This is a genomic window from Methylomonas fluvii (assembly GCF_014850975.1).
GTDB lineage: Bacteria > Pseudomonadota > Gammaproteobacteria > Methylococcales > Methylomonadaceae > Methylomonas > Methylomonas fluvii.
In genome coordinates this window covers 986,531-1,001,856 of sequence record NZ_JACXST010000002.1, presented here as the reverse complement: position 1 = coordinate 1,001,856, position 15,326 = coordinate 986,531, and the positions used below count along the sequence as shown (strand labels likewise).

Here is a 15,326-nt window from a genome sequence, read left to right as displayed (position 1 = left end):
TGTTGTAGCACAAAACGGTAGTCGGAATAGATCAAGACATGCACGCCAATTCCAGCCGTTCATTCAACCTAAGTTTTTTGTCCAGGCCCTTATTTCCGGGTCAGCAAGAAGAGTAAAACCACGTTGCTCAGAAAGAACAGCGCTGTCGCGCATTTCCAAAACAACAGTGGATTACGTTCTATAAGCGGAATCTTGTCTTCCGTTTTCAGAAATTGCGGGTTGGGGGTGGATAGGTCGTGCAGGAACTCGGACAATTCGTCGTAGCGGGATCGTGGCGAAACGGCCGTGGCCTTTTTCAAGGCGCCGTCTATCCAGATCGGCACCATTTCGTTGCGGCGGATGCTGGGGATGTAAACCAGGCACTCGAGATTGTGGCGGTTGGGTTTTTCCGGCATGTTGGCGAATGGCAAACTGCCGTTGAGCATTTCGTAACAGATGACGCCTAAGGAGAACAAATCCGACTTCACCGTGCCGGATTGCCCCAGGTGATACTCCGGCGCGGTGTAGTTCAGCGTGCCGAGAATGTTCTCGGTCTGATGCCGGTCGAGCGGGGTGATCTCGGCGATGCCGGCGATTTTTACCGAACCAAAGTCGATGATCTTAACGCTGCCTTGCTCGGTGATCATGATGTTTTCCGGCTTCAAATCCTGATGCAGCATTTCCATCCGATGAAAAGCGCGCAGCCCTTTGGCGATTTGTTCGATCAGGGCGCGAACCCGCTTGATCTCCGGCTTGGGGTTCTGACTGATCCATTCTCTTAAGGTTTGCCCTTCGATAAATTCGGTTACGTAGTAAAGACAGCTTTTGGCGCGGTCGGATTCGAGCACCGTCAAGACGTTGGGATGGTTGATGCGTTTGCCGGCCCATTCTTCGTGCAAAAAATGCTCGATATAATGGGTGTCGTCGTTATACAGCACCGATGGCGTCTTCAAAATCACCCAGCGCGTATGCAGCGTATCGAAGGCTTGGTAAATTTGCGTGCGCTTGCTGGCATGCAATTCCGCTTCGACCCGGTAGCCATCCAGCAGCATGCCGGGTGCCAGCAGAGGTGGAAAGGGCAAATGTCCATAGTGGCGCAATATTTCGTCTTCGCGCAGCTGCGGCAAGTCGTCGATGCGAACCAGTTGGCAGGTCACATTGTCGTCACTCCCGTTAGCCAAGGCGGTTGTTACCAAGGTTTCGGCAAGAGTTTGCAGATCGGAATCTTGCGAGAGCAGCGCTTTTAGTTGGTGCTCGCTAATAAAATCGTGGAGCCCGTCTGTGGTCATTAAGAACAAGTCGTTTTTTTCGATGGTCAGCGATTTGTAATCCACCTCCAAATGCGGTTCGATACCCATCGCCCGATTCAGATAGCTTTTGTCGTTGGACACCCAAAGTCTGTGGTCGCGCGTGAGTTGTTCCAGCCCATGTTGTCGCCATAAATAAATCCGCGAATCGCCGACGTGCAGAATATGGGCGGTGTTGGACTTAAGCACCAGTACGCTGAGTGTGCTCACCATGCCTTTAACCGAGGCATAGCGGATTTGCCCTTGGCTGTGCAGCCAGGAGTTGGTAGCCGACAGGATTTTTTGTCCGGCTTTGGCGACCGACCAGGAATCAGGCGTGCTGTAGTAATCCTCCAGAAACGCGGTGATACAGCAATGGCTGGCTTCCTTGCCGGCTTCACTGCCGCTCATGCCGTCCGCAATGCCCGCCACGATGCCTTTTAGGGTGAGTTGCGGTTCCTCAGGGACGACCGCCCCCCAGCAATCTTCGTTTTCGGGTTTCACACCTTTGTCGCTGTGCGAACCAAGCTTGACTGATAAGGTTTTGCCCATAATCTGCGGATAACGGATGTTGCGTGGCTCAGCAGGCGCGGTAATGGCGCAATTCCGCCAAGCGCTGTTCCAGTTTAGTCATCAGCAAAGCTTGGTGATGACGTAGTAACACTGAGTCGCTGGGGCGCGGGGGCAGGGTGGCTTCGATTTCGTGGTGGACCAGGGAAATGACATGCCGTCTCAGAACGGCATCTTCCGGCAAAAAAAGGTGGCTTTGGGACTGGACGAAGTGGTGTTCTCCGCCGGATGTCTGGCAAGCGCAACGCCAGCAAACGATTAAAGTCAGGGCTAAGACGGCTAATAATGCTTCGATCATCGGTATTCCTCTAAATAACTAAATATTAAAAATTGCTACAACAATACTTCGGCAGACGCCAGAAGGGATGCTCTTTTGGTTAAACCACTTCGATCATGGCTACGGTGCCGTCTTCCATCACTTCGGCCATGTGGCCGGCGGGTTCCTCGATAAATTGCACTGCCAGTGCGACAACCACAGCGGTACCGGCGATGGTGAGAAAAAAGGCTTCCGGTGTGACGAAAGACAAGACCGTCAGAAAGGTGACCCCGCCCACATTGCCGTAAGCGCCGACCATGCCGGCGATTTGCCCGGTCATGCGGCGTTTGATCAATGGCACCATCGCGTACACTGCACCGCATCCCGCTTGCACGAAAAATGAACACAAAAAGGTCACGGCAAACGCCAGGGCAATCGGCCATGCCGAATTGATTTGCGACATGGCGGCATAGCCTAGTGCGCAACCGATCACGCAAACACTCAGCGACAATTTGCGCCCGTACTTATCGCTCAGCCAGCCGCCGCCAGGCCGGGCGACTAGATTCATGAACGCGAAGCTGGATGCCAACAGGCCTGCTTGCACTGGGGTGATGCCGGTCTGTTTGAAGGTTTCGTGGAAAAACAGCGGCAGCATGGAGACGACTGCGAGTTCTGAGCCAAAGGTCACCAGGTATGCCAGATCCAGAATGGCGACTTGCTTAAACTTGTATTGGTGTATCGGCTCAATAGGTTGGGTGAGATGTTCCTGATTAACGTGCACGATTTTGTACAAGTTGTAGAGAAACAATAGCCAGATCCCGATGTAAAGGCCGATGGTGGCATCACCGGATAACAGCTTCATGCCGGTTGGCGACAGTTTCCAGGTCAGCAAACTTAACGCTGCATACAAGGGAATGGTCATCAGGATGTAGAAAAACAGATCCCAGATGCTGGTGACTTCCATGGCGCCGGCTTTCTTGGGTTTGAAATACGTCGAACCTTTGGGCGTATCGCTGACGCTGAAAAAATAAATCACCGAATAGAGCAAAGCCACGATGCCGGTGCAGGCAATCGCATAACGCCAGCCGTTTTCGCCACCAATTGCCAAGGCCAAGGACGGTAAGGCGATGGCGGCAGCGGCTGAGCCGAAATTGCCCCAGCCGCCGTAGATGCCTTCGGCAACACCCAGTTGTCTGGCCGGGAACCATTCGCCGACCATACGGATTCCGATGACAAAGCCGGCGCCGACGAAACCCATTAAAAATCTCGCCAGGGCCAATTGTTGAAAGTCATCGGCGGTGGCGAACATGAAGCAGGGAATGCTGCCGATTGCCAATAAGCTTGAGTAGGTGCGTTTGGGGCCAAATTTATCCACCAAAATCCCAATCGCAATCCGCGACGGGATGGTCAACGCCACGTTTAATATCAAGATGGTTTTAATTTCGGCTTGGCTGAGTTTAAGGCTCTCGGCAATCGCCAACATGAGCGGTGCATGGTTGAACCACACCACAAAGCTAATAAAAAACGCCAGCCAGCTCATGTGCAAAATCTGCATTTTGCCGGTAAAGCTAAAAAGATTGAGTTTGCTCGAGGACATAACTTACCTTTGAAAAGTGGAGGACAAAATGAATTTCGATTGCGGTGTTGAGCGCCGGAAATTCGTATCAAGTAGCTTGCATGCACAAGCTATTGCTCCCCTTGAAAGGGCTTATTTACTCATGAAGTGTGGGTGTCCTGAAACGAGCGAAGGCAAGGCACAACAGACGAGTAAATCGCTTAGCTGAAGTTGAATCAGCCTATTTCCAACGTCGTTGTTGAAGGGGGCAGAAGGTGCAGCGTTGCACGGGCCATATGATAGCACCCATTATGTGAAAGTATTCAATCCCGCTGTTTGCCGGGAATGCAGAATGAGCCGCCGAAGCGGTTTCAGGCCGCTTCGGCGGATGTCTGTGAGTCGCGGGTGGCTGACGTTCAATCATCTTAGCAAGCCGGCCCTTTTTACCAAGGGTGTTCCGTTCGTCCTGAGCGCGACGAAGCCCTGGCGGGTGCGCCCTTCGATGAACTATTAAGGCGAACGGTATTTAGGGCCGGGTTAATAGAGCCACATGCGCCTTGCGATTAGTAGACGGGATCAGACTTTTTTCACAAATTCGGATTTCAACTTCATCGCGCCGATGCCGTCGATTTTGCAGTCTATATCGTGGTCGCCGTCCACCAGGCGAATGTTTTTAACGCGGGTGCCGACTTTGACAACGAGTGAAGATCCTTTCACTTTCAAGTCTTTAATCACGGTGACGGTGTCGCCGTCTTGCAGCAGGTTGCCGTTGGCGTCCTTGACTACTTTCGTCTCCTCTTCGCTGTCACCAGCGGCATCGGCTGACCATTCGTGGGCGCAATCCGGGCAAATATTCATGGTGCCGTCGTTGTAGGTGTATTCGGAGCCGCATTTTGGGCAGTTAGGTAAATCGTTCATGGTTGTTCCGTTGTTTTAATAAGCTGCGAGACAGCAGGTTTAATGTAAAAAATCCAGATTAGCCACATCCCTTAAATCACAAACTCCATCATGCCTGCCGGGATAAGAGCATCGACAGGCAGTGATCACTATTTTCGAGCTATTCCGACTTACGAAAGGTGGGTTTATAAAGCAAGCGGCTGTAACGAGTTCGCTGCGCGGTCTAGCGGCTGCCATTTTCTGGAATGACGAATCCTGGGGATTTAAGCTAAAGCGACGAGTATCCGGACGTTCAGTCCGGTGTTGGAACCCGCTGGCTTTGTGTTGCCGAATATGTACTTTGCTCAATATCGGGATTCGACGACAAATCATAACCCGGCTTTAGGGATTATTGGTATCTCGCGTCGATTTAGTGTTTGGAAGCCGGATGCGGGCTATGTTGCTTTTTTGCGGAACCCTAACTCATCGAAACGCGACTGGCCGACCAGCCAGAAGGTGACGGCGCGGAGAATGATAACGCTAAAAACCCATCTGTTTGGCCGATTGCCGAAAGCCTTGATATGTCGGTGTTTTAAGGTTGCGACAAATCGTCGCACTTTTTCTGGACAAAGCGATTTAAGTGCACTAGAATGCGCCCACCTTGACTTAGGTCAATACGAGCCGAAAAGCTTCGTATCTTTTGGGGGAGGGAATGCGACCGTGTAACGGTACAACAATAATAAAAGCGCAAGCTATTAACCTGCTATCACAGATATCAGGCGTCCAAAAAACATAAAAATAACACCGGACGAAGCCCACTTAATCGTGGGCTTTTTTATGCGCAAATTACCATAAACCTGTTTGTTATTCAGATGGCCGAAAAATCAGATTCGCTTCCACAAGATATTATGGAGGCAGAGCGTTTCATTGATGAACTAATGAACGACACCAAGCACCCGGTTCACAACCATGCTCATCCTTTGCACAAGGAATCGGTTAAAGCATTAGATGAGTTGATGCAGAGTCTGGATGCAATGCGCCACGAGTGGTTGTCTAAGGGATAGTCCAGAAAAAGGCACGAATTTGTTTATTCTGACGTCGTAGCTGTTCGTGTGCTTTTCTTTACGGATAGCAAATATATCTTTATTTTTTCTCAAAAACGGATATAATCGTCGGTTCGAGTATGTTGCAGTAACAAAGCGCATTAATAGTGTAGGGAGATAGTATGCTTATCTTGACTCGTAGAGTAGGAGAGACCTTGATGATTGGTGACGATGTGACTGTTACAGTTCTCGGGGTAAAAGGAAATCAAGTTAGAATTGGTGTAAACGCACCAAAAGATATATCTGTTCATAGGGAAGAAATCTACGAGAGAATTAAGAAAGAGCAGTCTGAAGCAGGGAGTACGGAAGGCTGAATAAGTTATAGGAGAGATGGCCGAGAGGCCGAAGGCGCTCCCCTGCTAAGGGAGTATGTGCCAAAAGCGCATCGAGGGTTCGAATCCCTCTCTCTCCGCCACTAAATTAAAGTTTGACAAAGAATAGCAAAAATAAGACAATAAGCGGCTCAGATAAGCGCCCGTAGCTCAGCTGGATAGAGTACACGGCTACGAACCGTGCGGTCGGGAGTTCGAATCTCTCCGGGCGCGCCATTTGAGTAAATTACCGAAATTAATCCCCTGTAGCTCAGTCGGTAGAGCGGGTGACTGTTAATCACTAGGTCGGCGGTTCGAGCCCGTCCGGGGGAGCCAAATAAATCAAGGGCTTAGACAGAAATGTCTAAGCCCTTTTTTATTGCGTGGTCACTTTTATGGTCACTTTGTTTTTCACTCAAATCCTAAAAAAATTTCGTGTTTGATCGAAAAATATACGGCACCAAACGACAAATAAGGTTTGAATGCAGTTGTAAAGCATCAAAGTGTTCCGACATCTTCTTTTTTTACCCTCCTTTCATAAAATTCTTTAATTTGGCTTGCAAGCCACATTTGTGGATTTCGAATTACCGGTGGAGGAACCTCACCTGCCTTCCTCATTCGCCAAAATTGGGTCCGAGTCACGCCCAATTTTTCAACCATGTCGTTAATTTTCAGGAATTCCTTTTCTTTTGCCGTCGAATTTTGCTCGGATTCAATATTCACTGGATAACCTGATTACAAATAGTTGTTACATACGCCACATCGTTCAACCAGGTCTTCTCTTGCATTCAACAGTACCCAAGCACGACAATGTGGACATATTGAGACCTGCACTTTTTTATCCTTAATGTCCTCAGACACAACCCACGCCGCTGAAAAATCAAGGTTTCCGAATGGGTAGGAATGTTTATAGGCATCAAAGGCGGTTATCACTGCTTGAATTTGATCATCGGCCAACTTACTCGCGGCCACCCGATAGCAAACCGCAAACAGCGTAACGTCTTTATATTTGCGTCTACTTCCAGTCAACCCGCGTGTTGAAAACTTGATTGAACCTGGGGTAGGAGAACGACCATGCAATTGTCGATAGGTTTGCCTTAATGGCTTGATGGGAATGCCGGTCACTTGATGCACGATTTTCACCCTGGCATGGCGTTTCAGCAATTCAATGGCTAACGTTTGCTGTTGATATTTTTTCAGCATAGACCACCCTCTCAGCATATAGAACCGGTTAAACCGAGCATGGCCTCCACTATCGGCGGTTGTTCCTTATTTATGTTCATCAGGAACTGACTGGAAAACCGAGGAGTGAAGCAAAGCCAATTGGAGCGAGCGATGAACTGAATGTCCTCCAAGGACAAATGACCGAGTGCTGTTCGCATGGTGTCATCCGTTATCCCCAGCACTAACTCTGTCAATACTGGATTTTCCCGCGCGATTTCTCTGGCCTTGATCAACCAAGTTTGATTCATCGTGTAAATCTCTTCGTCGCACCCTTGGTGATTGATCGATGAAAGTTTATCGAAATAGTCGTCCAAGCTTTTGAATGCAGATTGCATTTGGATTTTATTTGTGTCACTCAAGTTAATGACTATAAGTTTCGATTTCAAATAATCGGCGCCAAACTCAGTAATCAAAGGAAAAAATAATTCCTGAAAGAATCCCTGGGTAATTGTCTTGACGTCCTTAAAATCAATGGTCAATATCTGCTGATTGGCAAAGCACTCGCGTGCGAGCCGAGCCAGATTTTTGCCATGAACGGGCTGAGGTATTTGGGATTCAGTGGCTGTAATGACAGCAATATGCATGCGACTTCTCCTTAGTAGCGTATGGATGGTCTCCAGGCTGAGTGATGTAATCAAATCGGTTTTTTGGACTTTGCAGAAACCCAGCGTCGTCGTCCCGAACGATCAGTCCAAACAGTGCAGATTGGGCACTGGCTAAAGGTTGCATTAGGGTGAATCATGCTGAGAAAGCGTGCTCTGCAACATGCGCAAACAGTGAATATCAAATCGCCGGCCAAGAGCATGCTGATTAAAGACCATGCTCTGTTTATGTCTAACGAGAACTGTTTTGCTCCAAGAGATATTCCTTTAGGCTCGATGAATATGTTTGATACGATGTTTTTATAAATGCTATAGGCGTCAACCAATACCTGTGCTGAAGATTGCTGAATTGATAATCGACGCCGAATATCATCGAGAATGCCTAAAAATAGCGACGCGTGAATATTACGGCAGGTGGACTGAATAACCCATTGGTGATCATGAGGAAGCATGCCTTGTTTGGGTGGGCATCCTTTTACTGATTTATACAAGTCGATACTCTGCTGCCGAGACAATCGACAAAGTTGACTCACAATAGGAGGGCGAGCGCCAAGCTGGATCAATTGCTCAGCTAAAACCAAGTGGTTGGCAAAATTCGATGCCTTTTTAAATCGCACTGTTTTCATCGGTCCACTCCGGCATGAAGGGTTGAAGTAAATCCACGTAGGTGCTCATGGAGACGCCACTTGGAACGAAGACCGGCAACAGTTGAATAACCGCTCGGCTACTTTCAGCTTGATCTCGAAGGTGTTCCAGTGTCATGTCCGCCAGTTTTTCTATACGGTTTTTATCCAAGCCAAATCGCCATGCTGTTTCTGCCGGGTTGCTACGGGCGCATTCCCGGGCTAGCATGAGATATTCGAAATTTAACCGGGCAAGATCTTCATCCAGTGTTGACATAGACGCCTCTTAGTTGATTAATGGCTGTTGTCGATATGCTAGGAGGTCAAAGCACAAATGTCCCGTTCGCAAGGTGACCTGTTTTGGGTCACAAACCTCTGGAAGCCTTGATGGCACTTTATTGCAGCAGTTAATGATTAATGGTCGTAACGTTCTTTTTTCCGAACTGGACCGCCAGATCAATGCGGAAACGTAAAACGAGTACATGAATCCATTGAATGATTCCGAAACTCTTATACTCTCGTTCCGGCTTCCAGCGTTGCTTGCTGTTGCTGAAGGTGCTTTTTCTGGTACACCAATAAAATTCAGATAGTTAAAAATCATTTCGGTATTACCCAAAGCTTGAATTGTTATGGAGGACATTGTTATGAATCGACAAAGCGCAAACCAGACTGCAACTACCGGTTACCTGGTTTGGGGTGGTTTATGCGCGAGGTAATTCAATGCTTGATCGATTGGTTGAATAGCGAGCCAAGCGATGAAAAAGGCCACCGCATATTGCGTGCGTTAGCCCAGGAATCGTTAAAGAAGGCGGATTTCGATGAGTCGAAACGACGGTTCACAGCCGAAGAAATCGTCGCTGCCGTTGGAGACTCGATAGGAAGTACGGATCCGAAAAAGTGGATTGATTGGCCGGGTTTCTTGAAAAAATATTGCGAAACTCGCGAGGGGCAAATTATAGAGTTTGCTCGTAAACGCGGGCTACCGCATTACCCGAAACCGGAACGAAAAAGTACAAAGGGCGGTCCGGGAAAACTCACCACGTTTTATATCAAAGCCGAGCGGGTACCAGAAGTCATGGAAGATGATAGCGCTATCGATAAGGATTGGGTAGACAACAGCATCGCAGCCGAGTTGAAAGCCAACTATCAGATGACTGAATTGGGTGAGGTACAACCTAGTTGGATAGTGAGGTGGTTGTTTCGGAACGGACAAATCGAATTGCGTCGGTGGCATGTATGGGTTGTATTAGGTTGGTTGCTGACAATTGGCGGACTCGCTGTGTTAATTGCCTATGGTGGATGGCTATCGTTATCGGCACCCAGGTCCGTGACAACGCGCGATTTGACATTATTGATAAGTGTTTTTGTCATTCCTTATGGTGCTTGGGTAACTGTCATCAAGCCTTGGATATTGTTGTTCGATGATCGAATTGTTTTGGCACATGAATTGTTCATAAAAATTCATGTGCAATCAGCTCAGTTTGAGTTGCTTCGTGACGGGGATTTACGAGTGGTGCGGTTGGTTCGGTATTCAGCGGCATGCCCAATTTGTGGCGCCACCGTTTATCTTGAAAAAGGCGAACCGGATTATCGGCGAAGGTTGGTGGGGCGGTGTTATGAAAGCCCTCGAGAGCATGTGTTTAGTTTCGATCGAATCACGCGTTGCGGGCGACTACTGGTTGATCGTTAATTTTTATGAAAGTGCAACAACGACCCCAAGGCGAGTGCGCCAGGATAAGCTGGCAAAGGATAGGAGGTGAAAGTCCTCTACGAGATAAGGTCTAGCCCACCGTCTCGGCCCCGAGTGATGCGCGGGTACTCGTGAGGGTAAACGTGAAGCGTTCACAGGGGAGACCACAGGCTGGGTATTGAGCTGCGAAATGGGTCTAACTTCGAGGTGCCGATCCCGTTCGCTAATGAGAAGGCAATATTGGTTCATGCGTTTTGGCCAGCATGAGTCCAAACCTCGCGCAGTCGTAGACCCCATGCATGTGGAGAAGTCCTTTGTACGGAACCTGGGAGGTCTCATCTGTGCTCGATAGGCATGTCGAGCCGGTTTATTAAGGTAGAAACTGAACGATAAATATGCACGCAGATGAGAAGTCGGACAAAGCCGTAGTACCGATGAAGCAATCGAACAAAGAGGGTTTACCCTTGGCGGAGGTTGTGGAGGGAAGGGCTTTGCCCAAGAGGAACACCGGTCAGGCAACCGCAGTCCGGACACAGAGCCGGGGCACTGCGTCGAATGGATTGGCTGGTGTGCGCCAAGCGGCGCGACAAAAGAAGGATGTACAGTTCACCGCCTTACTGCATCACATTACTATTGAGCTCCTGGAGCAGAGTTATTTTGCGTTAAAGCGAAACTCGGCACCCGGACTCGATGGTGTGACGTGGCACACCTATGGCGACAATCTCCTTGAGAAGTTAACGGCATTACATGGCCTGATACACCAAGGCAGCTATCGAGCCCAACCCGCCAGACGGACGATGATCCCGAAAGCGGACGGCACAGAGCGGCCACTGAGTATCTTGTGCCTGGAAGACAAAATAGTCCAACAGGCCATAGTCTACGTGCTGGAAGCCATCTATGAAGAGAGTTTCATGGGCTTTTCCTATGGATTTCGACCGGGGCGCGGCCAACATGATGCGCTGGATGCCCTCAGTGCCGGGATTTACAGAAAGAAGGTGAACTGGGTGTTGGACGCTGATATCCAGAAGTTCTTTGATGCCATGAACCATGACTGGCTGCTGCGATTTCTTCAACACCGAATCGCGGATAAACGTTTGCTGCGTCTCATCGCCAAATGGCTAAAAATTGGCGTCATGAACGGCTCCCATAGGGAGGCTAGTGTTCAGGGTGCCCCGCAAGGGGCAGTGGTTTCGCCGATCTTGGCAAATATCTACCTGCACTACGTTTTCGATCTATGGAGTCAGCAATGGCGACGACAAAAAGCTCAGGGTGACATGATTATTATCCGTTACGCGGATGATACGGTGCTCGGTTTTGAATACGAGCAGGAGGCAAAACGCTTCTTGCAGGACATGCAGGAACGTTTGCAAGCGTTTGGTTTGACTTTGCACCCCGACAAAACACAGCTGATCCGTTTTGGAAGGCATGCAATTAGCGACAGGAAGCGGCTGGGCGAAAGGAAGCCGGAGACTTTTGACTTTCTGGGCTTTACGCATTTCTGTACGCAGTCCAAGAAAAACGGAGCCTTTGTGATCGGGCGCCAAACCATCAAGAAGCGCATGCGAGCAACATTGCATGCGATCAAAAGCGAGCTGCGAAAGCGCTGGCATGATCCGCTGCCAAAAACCGGCGAGTGGATTCAGAAAGTTCTGCAAGGACATATGAATTACTTTTCCGTGTCAGGCAATGATTCCAGTATCTGGCTGTTCTTCAATGAAGTTCGCCGCCTATGGTTGCACCGTATTAGAAGGCGTAGCCAAAAGGGTTTTATGAGCTGGGACCGTTTTGTCCGCATTACGTCGCGTTTCTTCCCCAGGGTTCGATTATTACATCCCCATCCTTGTTACCGCTTTGACGTTCGTACTCAAGGGAGGAGCCCAGTGCGTTAGTAGCGCACGCTGGGACCTGCGCGGGGGGTGCCGGGCAACCGGTATTCCTACCGCGACCATTCGGCATTCAACTAACCGATCGTCTGGTTACGGGCTCATAGCAAACATCCAATCAATTCGGTAATTCTAAAAGCCAAGCCATAAAGGAATTCTTTTGCTTGGTTTTGAAAGGGTTTGTGAATTATCGTAAATCTGTGACAAACCATCATGCGGCAATCGGTCACATTTTCAGTTTGGCTTGGAATAGGTAGCCTAGGAGACGTTGCTTGTATGCGAAGCAATGCAGTGACTTCCCTTTATCCGGCTTCATGCCGGATTTTTTTCGTCATTCATGGGCTACCAAACCCTATACTGGAGGTGATGGATGTCAAGATTTAATCCTCTTTGTTGCATTACCAAATTTGAATAAACGAAAGACCATTATCTGTGGAATTGACGATCATCAACCCTAAGCCCAGCGAGGACCTTATGAATAAATCCGAACTCATTGACGCTATTGCCAGCCATGCGAACCTCAGTAAAGCCGATGCCGGGCGGGGCTTGGATGGCATCCTCAGTGCCATTCAAAATACCTTGAAAAACGGCGATTCGGTATCGTTAGTGGGGTTTGGCAATTTCGAAGTCAAGGAACGTGCCGAGCGTCAGGGCCGCAACCCGCAAACCGGCGCTGAACTGACCATTGCTTCGGCAAAACTACCTGGGTTTAAAGCTGGGAAAGTGCTGAAAGAAGCGGTGAATGCCTGAAATCGTTGCAGACGATACGCCCTGTGATCTATGCGGTTTACCGGTAAAGGTTGCGGGGTTTGAGCTTAAAACCGCAGAAGGGCAAAAGATTTTTTGTTGTTTAGGCTGTAAAACCCTCTACACCCTCATACGCGGCAGCGGTCAGAACGAAGAAGCCGGTCCATCTAATATTTCAAATAATTCTGACCAAAAATAAGTCTACGTCTGTGCACAACAGCGATTTTACGAATTTGGGGTAAAACAAGCGGTCGTGTCATCAGTCGCTATATTGCGATCAGAATTCATATTTGAATCCCGCCTGCACCAGGCGAGGTGCGCCGGGTTGAATGCCGCGCACGCGGTCTACGATGTAGGTGTTGTCCAGCATGTTTTTCATCGACACGAACAAGGTCAAGTCCTTGTGAATCTTGTACGACGTGGCGAAGTTAACCACCACGTAATCGTTGATTTTGCCGAACTGCCCGGATTTGATTAAGGCATCGCGATTACCCCCAGTCACGGTCGGCATATCGTTAGCGCTATCAAGGTTCATAAAATCGGAGAACTGTTCGCTGACGAATACCGCTTCCAAATGTGCATCAAAACCCGATTGGTTTGAATACCCGAGTGTAGCGGTCAACAGGCTTTCCGGCGCATAGGGCGCGCGTTTGCCTGCCGCCGAACCGAACACGTTGCCGCCCGGACAAAATCCAGTGTAGCTTGCACTCTGACTGGACGCAGTCTGGCCGCTATCGGGCAAACAATGGAACGGCGACGTAGTTTCGGCAGTCGGCAGCCAGGTATAGGCAATTTGCGCGTAGGGATTATGCGACCAATTGAATACGTCGCCGAGATCGGTCCGCGCCATCAGCTCGATGCCTTCGTATAACGCTTGGCCCTGTGCCACCGGCGTATCCGCACCACCGACTGTACCCAATACCGTCAGTGTATCGAAATTGTTGTGGAAGTAAGTCAATTCGGTTTTGACGCCACGTGTCGGTCTGGCCCTGATACCGAATTCGGCATTCCAACTGATTTCCGGCCCGACTTCCACTGATGCACCGTTGCTATTGTTGACGCTGTCCTCGACTCTCGGCGGCGCGAAGCCGCGATGAATGCCGAAGAATAAAGTAGCTTCCTCAATGGGACTGAACGTCATAGCGAATGACGGCAGGATTTCCGTCATGCTGCTTTGGCCTTGCGCGCCGTTCAATAAATTCTTGCGTTCGTAACCAACCGACTCCACTCGCACACCGGGCGTAAACGTCCAATCGCTCCAGACAAATTTGTTTTGCACGAAACCAGAGTAAGCATCCGCGAAACGCTCATTGTTTTCTAATACAGTACCGCTACGAGCGGTGGGCGTACTCCCTCTAATTTGCTGCCGGTATTGATTCTCGAAGTGCGCACGAAAACCGGCATCCAAATGGCTTTCGATCCCGAACAAATCGTGTTTGGCGTGTAATGTCGGCGCGATACCCCAGGTTTCGTAATTACGCTTGCGGCCGATGTCATAATTACAGGTATCCATATCGACCGGAATGCCGTTCTGCCGGTTTTGCACATACGTTGCTCCGCATTGGTTTTCGGTCGGAAACTGGTTCTGCTGCCGCCACCAGTTGCGTTCGTAGGCCGACCAGTAAAAACTGGTTTCCAGCGTTACGTCGTTATTGAAGCTATGTTCGTAGGTTGCAGAGGTGGACCAGCGGTCGTTAATGAAGCTGGCATTCTTGTCCGGATTGTAACGAGCGCCCAGATTGCGATATTCGGCATCCGTCATGCCGAAGGTCGCTCCTTGTTCGTCCTGGTGGTAGAAGTCGCCGCGCAGGGTCAAGCGGTTACGGGCATCGAAATCGACGATGCTTTTCAGGTTGGCGTCGTCCACCACGGCAAAGGTATTGTCGCGGTTTTCCATGCCTTCCTTGTGAACGTAATCGACCACTCCGCCTACAGCGTCCAGGCCTTGGACATTCTTGGTCATGCCGCCGTAGCGAGCGTGGCCGTTCAAATAATCCCGGTTGCCGCCGGTAAAGCTGACGAAACCGCCGGGCGTAGTCGGCACTTTGGGTGTCAAGTAATTGATTGCGCCGTTGATGGTTTGCGGGCCGAATTGGGTCAAGTCGGCACCTTTGTAGATTTCGATGCCATCGTAGCGCTCCACCGGCGGATGGTAGTAAATGTCATTGTCGCCGTAGGGCGCAAAGTTGAACGGAATACCGTCTTCCAGAAACAACACTTTCGTGGAACGGAAAGGATTTTGGCCTCGGAAGGCAATATTGGGCCGCAGACCAAATCCTTCCTCATCGCGGACGTAAACGCCCGGTACCTTACGCAACGCTTCATTGACGGTAAATACCTGATCACGTTCCAAGGTTTGCTTATCAATCACCGAAGTCGAACCGGAAAATGTCGCGGCTTTTTCAACGCTTTCCACTACCTCAACGGCTGACAGAGCTTCTACGCTATTGTCAGCTTGGTTGATATGCTGATCAGGTTCAATGGCTGCCACGCTTTGGTTCATTAAACTCAGCAGCAAAGCGGGCAGAAATCCAGGTTGTTTATGCATTTGATTCGCTTCAATTTGAAATTGGGAATACCTGCATTCCCATTGCCTGACAAGCCGATAGGGAACGCGCCGG

At 49.6% G+C, this 15,326-nt stretch carries 16 protein-coding genes and 3 tRNA genes; 9 read left to right on the top strand and 10 right to left on the bottom strand.

Features of this window, described 5'->3' with window-relative positions:
* Positions 1–89 precede the first annotated feature (89 nt).
* The 4 genes from EBB_RS14105 to EBB_RS14090 form a co-directional block, all read right to left on the bottom strand.
* The gene (locus tag EBB_RS14105; RefSeq protein ID WP_192394430.1) at positions 90–1,817 is read right to left on the bottom strand and encodes a bifunctional protein-serine/threonine kinase/phosphatase; all 1,728 of its coding nucleotides are present in this window, start codon (positions 1,815–1,817) and stop codon (positions 90–92) included.
* 28 nt (positions 1,818–1,845) lie between these two features.
* A complete protein-coding gene (locus tag EBB_RS14100) occupies positions 1,846–2,133 on the bottom strand; it encodes a hypothetical protein (RefSeq protein WP_192394429.1) in 288 nt (95 codons plus the stop codon).
* 79 nt (positions 2,134–2,212) lie between these two features.
* Positions 2,213–3,688, bottom strand: coding sequence for a NarK family nitrate/nitrite MFS transporter (locus EBB_RS14095; protein WP_192394428.1), 1,476 nt, complete (start codon positions 3,686–3,688; stop codon positions 2,213–2,215).
* A 534-nt stretch (positions 3,689–4,222) separates the two neighbouring features.
* Positions 4,223–4,564 (bottom strand): zinc ribbon domain-containing protein YjdM, encoded by a 342-nt coding sequence (locus EBB_RS14090; protein WP_192394427.1) that lies wholly within the window; start codon positions 4,562–4,564, stop codon positions 4,223–4,225.
* An 830-nt stretch (positions 4,565–5,394) separates the two neighbouring features.
* On the opposite strand from EBB_RS14090, the gene EBB_RS14085 reads away from it, so the two are divergent.
* The 5 genes from EBB_RS14085 (at position 5,395) to EBB_RS14065 (ending at position 6,272) form a co-directional block, all read left to right on the top strand.
* Positions 5,395–5,586, top strand: a complete 192-nt coding sequence (locus EBB_RS14085) for a hypothetical protein (RefSeq protein WP_033157950.1) — start codon at positions 5,395–5,397, stop codon at positions 5,584–5,586.
* Positions 5,587–5,747: 161 nt separating this feature from the next.
* Positions 5,748–5,939 carry a carbon storage regulator CsrA gene (csrA, locus tag EBB_RS14080; protein WP_020482891.1) on the top strand — a complete coding sequence of 64 codons (192 nt, stop codon included), beginning with the start codon at positions 5,748–5,750 and terminating at the stop codon, positions 5,937–5,939.
* Positions 5,940–5,949: 10 nt separating this feature from the next.
* A tRNA-Ser gene (locus EBB_RS14075) sits at positions 5,950–6,040 on the top strand.
* A 56-nt stretch (positions 6,041–6,096) separates the two neighbouring features.
* Positions 6,097–6,173 (top strand) — tRNA-Arg (locus tag EBB_RS14070).
* Between the two features lie 23 nt (positions 6,174–6,196).
* Positions 6,197–6,272, top strand: a tRNA-Asn gene (locus EBB_RS14065).
* 162 nt (positions 6,273–6,434) lie between these two features.
* On the opposite strand, the gene EBB_RS14060 is transcribed toward EBB_RS14065, so the two are convergent.
* From EBB_RS14060 to EBB_RS14040, 5 genes are read right to left on the bottom strand one after another with little or no spacing between them, the layout of a single operon-like run.
* Entirely contained in the window at positions 6,435–6,659 is a 225-nt protein-coding gene (locus EBB_RS14060; protein ID WP_020482890.1) for a helix-turn-helix transcriptional regulator, read from the bottom strand.
* Between the two features lie 12 nt (positions 6,660–6,671).
* Entirely contained in the window at positions 6,672–7,139 is a 468-nt protein-coding gene (locus tag EBB_RS14055) for a FlhC family transcriptional regulator (protein WP_020482889.1), read from the bottom strand.
* 11 nt (positions 7,140–7,150) lie between these two features.
* Complete coding sequence (locus tag EBB_RS14050) at positions 7,151–7,744, bottom strand: STAS-like domain-containing protein (protein WP_192394426.1); 594 nt, start codon at positions 7,742–7,744, stop codon at positions 7,151–7,153.
* Positions 7,745–7,794: 50 nt separating this feature from the next.
* Positions 7,795–8,388: a FlhC family transcriptional regulator gene (locus EBB_RS14045; RefSeq protein WP_192394425.1), complete on the bottom strand. Its 594-nt coding sequence runs from the start codon at positions 8,386–8,388 to the stop codon at positions 7,795–7,797.
* Positions 8,369–8,662, bottom strand: a complete 294-nt coding sequence (locus EBB_RS14040) for a flagellar transcriptional regulator FlhD (RefSeq protein ID WP_192394424.1) — start codon at positions 8,660–8,662, stop codon at positions 8,369–8,371. The genes EBB_RS14045 and EBB_RS14040 overlap by 20 nt, the downstream gene beginning before the upstream one ends.
* A gap of 426 nt (positions 8,663–9,088) precedes the next feature.
* Between EBB_RS14040 and EBB_RS14035 the strand changes: the two genes are divergently transcribed.
* The 4 genes from EBB_RS14035 (at position 9,089) to EBB_RS14020 (ending at position 12,904) form a co-directional block, all read left to right on the top strand.
* Entirely contained in the window at positions 9,089–10,075 is a 987-nt protein-coding gene (locus EBB_RS14035) for a hypothetical protein (RefSeq protein ID WP_192394423.1), read from the top strand.
* Positions 10,076–10,470: 395 nt separating this feature from the next.
* Positions 10,471–11,964, top strand: coding sequence for a group II intron reverse transcriptase/maturase (ltrA, locus tag EBB_RS14030; protein ID WP_192394422.1), 1,494 nt, complete (start codon positions 10,471–10,473; stop codon positions 11,962–11,964).
* Positions 11,965–12,432: 468 nt separating this feature from the next.
* A complete protein-coding gene (locus EBB_RS14025) occupies positions 12,433–12,708 on the top strand; it encodes an HU family DNA-binding protein (protein WP_192394421.1) in 276 nt (91 codons plus the stop codon).
* On the top strand, positions 12,701–12,904 hold the full coding sequence (locus EBB_RS14020) for a heavy metal translocating P-type ATPase metal-binding domain-containing protein (RefSeq protein WP_192394420.1): 204 nt from the start codon (positions 12,701–12,703) through the stop codon (positions 12,902–12,904). Before EBB_RS14025 ends, EBB_RS14020 begins: the two co-directional genes overlap by 8 nt.
* A gap of 78 nt (positions 12,905–12,982) precedes the next feature.
* On the opposite strand, the gene EBB_RS14015 is transcribed toward EBB_RS14020, so the two are convergent.
* A complete protein-coding gene (locus EBB_RS14015) occupies positions 12,983–15,253 on the bottom strand; it encodes a TonB-dependent receptor family protein (protein ID WP_225587446.1) in 2,271 nt (756 codons plus the stop codon).
* Between the last annotated feature and the right edge of the window lie 73 nt (positions 15,254–15,326).

Bases quoted from the DNA above. Each gene is read 5' to 3' on its own strand.
- EBB_RS14040 (WP_192394424.1), bottom strand. From the start codon at position 8,662: ATGTCAACACTGGATGAAGATCTTGCCCGGTTAAATTTCGAATATCTC.
- csrA (WP_020482891.1), top strand. From the start codon at position 5,748: ATGCTTATCTTGACTCGTAGAGTAGGAGAGACCTTGATGATTGGTGAC.
- EBB_RS14050 (WP_192394426.1), bottom strand. From the start codon at position 7,744: ATGCATATTGCTGTCATTACAGCCACTGAATCCCAAATACCTCAGCCC.
- ltrA (WP_192394422.1), top strand. From the start codon at position 10,471: ATGCACGCAGATGAGAAGTCGGACAAAGCCGTAGTACCGATGAAGCAA.
- EBB_RS14015 (WP_225587446.1), bottom strand. From the start codon at position 15,253: ATGCATAAACAACCTGGATTTCTGCCCGCTTTGCTGCTGAGTTTAATG.
- EBB_RS14055 (WP_020482889.1), bottom strand. From the start codon at position 7,139: ATGCTGAAAAAATATCAACAGCAAACGTTAGCCATTGAATTGCTGAAA.
- EBB_RS14095 (WP_192394428.1), bottom strand. From the start codon at position 3,688: ATGTCCTCGAGCAAACTCAATCTTTTTAGCTTTACCGGCAAAATGCAG.
- EBB_RS14020 (WP_192394420.1), top strand. From the start codon at position 12,701: ATGCCTGAAATCGTTGCAGACGATACGCCCTGTGATCTATGCGGTTTA.
- EBB_RS14025 (WP_192394421.1), top strand. From the start codon at position 12,433: ATGAATAAATCCGAACTCATTGACGCTATTGCCAGCCATGCGAACCTC.
- EBB_RS14090 (WP_192394427.1), bottom strand. From the start codon at position 4,564: ATGAACGATTTACCTAACTGCCCAAAATGCGGCTCCGAATACACCTAC.
- EBB_RS14100 (WP_192394429.1), bottom strand. From the start codon at position 2,133: ATGATCGAAGCATTATTAGCCGTCTTAGCCCTGACTTTAATCGTTTGC.
- EBB_RS14085 (WP_033157950.1), top strand. From the start codon at position 5,395: ATGGCCGAAAAATCAGATTCGCTTCCACAAGATATTATGGAGGCAGAG.
- EBB_RS14035 (WP_192394423.1), top strand. From the start codon at position 9,089: ATGCGCGAGGTAATTCAATGCTTGATCGATTGGTTGAATAGCGAGCCA.
- EBB_RS14045 (WP_192394425.1), bottom strand. From the start codon at position 8,388: ATGAAAACAGTGCGATTTAAAAAGGCATCGAATTTTGCCAACCACTTG.
- EBB_RS14105 (WP_192394430.1), bottom strand. From the start codon at position 1,817: ATGGGCAAAACCTTATCAGTCAAGCTTGGTTCGCACAGCGACAAAGGT.